The following is a 2,278-nucleotide window of genomic DNA, read 5'->3' as shown; positions in this document are numbered from 1 at the left end:
CAGAGATATGTGCACAGATAACCAATTTGAGCTACAAGAGATTAATCAAGCAATCCATGTTATAGAGAATGGAGCGTGAATACGGTTTGCAGGCAAAGATGGAACCATATCAGGGGATTAATGAAATGAATGAGAATGAGAATGATGATACGTGTAAACCAGAAAATTACTCTAAAAAGGGAGATGTTATATTCGGTACAATTATGGCTTTGATTGCTATAGGAATGATCCTTCCGATGGTAATAATTATTTGTGGATTAGCTTGGTTAGGGGCTGTACAAGTTATGAGCCTAATAATTGGGGGTTAAGAATAAATTAAATACTCACAACCAACATGAGGAGGTATAAAGTTATGAGAATGAAAGGTAAGAAAAGTATAATTTCATAATCTTTAAATATGGTTACTAGTGCACTAGTAACTTTTCATCTTATTTTTGTTTTATAATCCTTCCCTTTCTCCAACCCCTTGGGATTTCCGAATCTTTATCAACAAATTTACTTTCTATCTCATTTGTTATCCACATTTTTCCAGAGTTTACACCAACATATTCTCCACTCAAATATCTAGGGTCATCTTTAGCCATTTGTGTTGTTTGTCCAGTTATATGGTGCTTAACATTAACCATACCTGTAGCGAAATAAACATATTCACCAGACAAATATCTAGGGTCATCTTTAGCCATTTGTGTTGTTTGTCCGGTATCTTTGTGTGTTACAACCAACATTTCTTTATTGATACTAACATATGTCCCATCCAAATATCTAGGGTCATCAATAGACACTCGCACAGTTTTACCATTATCTTTATGTTTAGCATTAATCATACCTTTATTGATACTAACATACTCTCCTGATGTGTAACGAGGGTCATCCTTTGACATTTGCATGGTTTGTCCATTATCTTTATGCTTCACGTTAACCATCCCTTTCATGATACTGACATATGTCCCATCCAAATATCTAGGGTCATCAACTGGCATAAACTCTCTTTCGTTAGTGATATGATGCTTTACAGTGTGCATTCCCAACAACACATCAACATATTCTCCACTCAAATATCTAGGGTCATCCTTTGATATTTTCTTCGTTTCACCGGTAATATGATGTTTTACAGTTAACATCTTTGTTAATGGACTAACCCATTCGCCCGATAAATATCTAGGATCATCAACTGACATAAACTTCCTTTCACCAGTATCTTTATGTTTAGCATTAATCATACCTTTATTAACGCTAACATATTCACCAGACAAATATCTAGGGTCATCCTTTGACATTTGCATGGTTTGTCCAGTTATATGGTGCTTAACATTAACCATACCTGTTATTGCACTAATCCATTCGCCTGATGTGTAGAGGGGATCATCTCTTGAAATTTTCTTCATTTCACCTGTTTTATGATGCTTCACTAAAACCATCCCCAAATTTAAACTCACACCTGTTGTATCCCAACGATCACTCGTCTGTTTTGATTTATTGTAAAAACTCTCATTAACACCAACATCAAACTTTTTATGAAATTTAATCTCCAATTCCACTGCTTTCTCCCTTGACTGACAAACACAAATCACTTTATACTTGTAATTTTGCGGATTGAGTTTTTGGTCTTTTACGAAGTTTTTATCCGCACTGGAAGAAAAATACTTGATACCTAAATCATCTTTAGGTGTAATAGAAGATGTTCTAACGCCATAGTAGTGCTTATTTTCTACTAGATTAGTGATGCGGTAGACGTAGTGAAATTTAGATTGATAAATAGTATTGTTGCTCATAGTTGAACCTCTTATAGTTTGATTAGTTGAATGAGTAAAGCTAGTAGGAATCCCCATTCCGTGACTAGCATCTTTTCTAATACTCATATCTATTTATAAAAGTTAAAAATTTAACTTTACTTCTCTCTCGTTTTGATATATAATTTGGAATTAATCAACTTAAAGGGGAAAATATCACCATGTCATTTAGACTAAAAGGCAAAAAACCAATTTTTTCAGTTAAGTCAACATGGAATCTAGAGAATACTCTAAACCCAATCATTGCCGCAGGTCTTAGAAAGTTCTATGATGTCAAACATAGTCCTAAAGGCGAGTGGTTCGGTGTACCAGGAAAAGCCATCTATAGCTATCAGATCGCAAATGGATTGGATGTTAAAATGGATACATCTGAAGAATTACTGTCCGAGGTTAGTAAGTATTGGGATGAAATCCTATTGAAAATGATCTATGCCTTTGAAGATAAAGAGCCAGAAATAATGTCATATAACTTTGATTGGGATGTGAGT

At 34.4% G+C, this 2,278-nt stretch carries 3 protein-coding genes; 2 read left to right on the top strand and 1 reads right to left on the bottom strand.

From position 1 onward, the window contains the following. Positions 1-68: 68 nt before the first annotated feature. Positions 69-308, top strand: coding sequence for a hypothetical protein (locus tag AC6F8J_RS14855; RefSeq protein WP_500724405.1), 240 nt, complete (start codon positions 69-71; stop codon positions 306-308). Between the two features lie 120 nt (positions 309-428). Here the strand turns inward: AC6F8J_RS14855 and AC6F8J_RS14850 are convergent, their stop codons facing one another. Then, positions 429-1,859, bottom strand: a complete 1,431-nt coding sequence (locus tag AC6F8J_RS14850) for a GIY-YIG nuclease family protein (RefSeq protein WP_500724404.1) — start codon at positions 1,857-1,859, stop codon at positions 429-431. A gap of 92 nt (positions 1,860-1,951) precedes the next feature. Between AC6F8J_RS14850 and AC6F8J_RS14845 the strand changes: the two genes are divergently transcribed. Beyond that, positions 1,952-2,278: hypothetical protein (locus AC6F8J_RS14845; protein ID WP_500724403.1), on the top strand; the 327-nt coding region annotated here is incomplete at its 3' end.

This window comes from Petrocella sp., assembly GCF_059865615.1.
This window is presented reverse-complemented; position numbering and strand designations above follow the sequence as displayed.

Bases quoted from the DNA above. Each gene is read 5' to 3' on its own strand.
- AC6F8J_RS14855 (WP_500724405.1), top strand. From the start codon at position 69: ATGGAGCGTGAATACGGTTTGCAGGCAAAGATGGAACCATATCAGGGG.
- AC6F8J_RS14850 (WP_500724404.1), bottom strand. From the start codon at position 1,859: ATGAGTATTAGAAAAGATGCTAGTCACGGAATGGGGATTCCTACTAGC.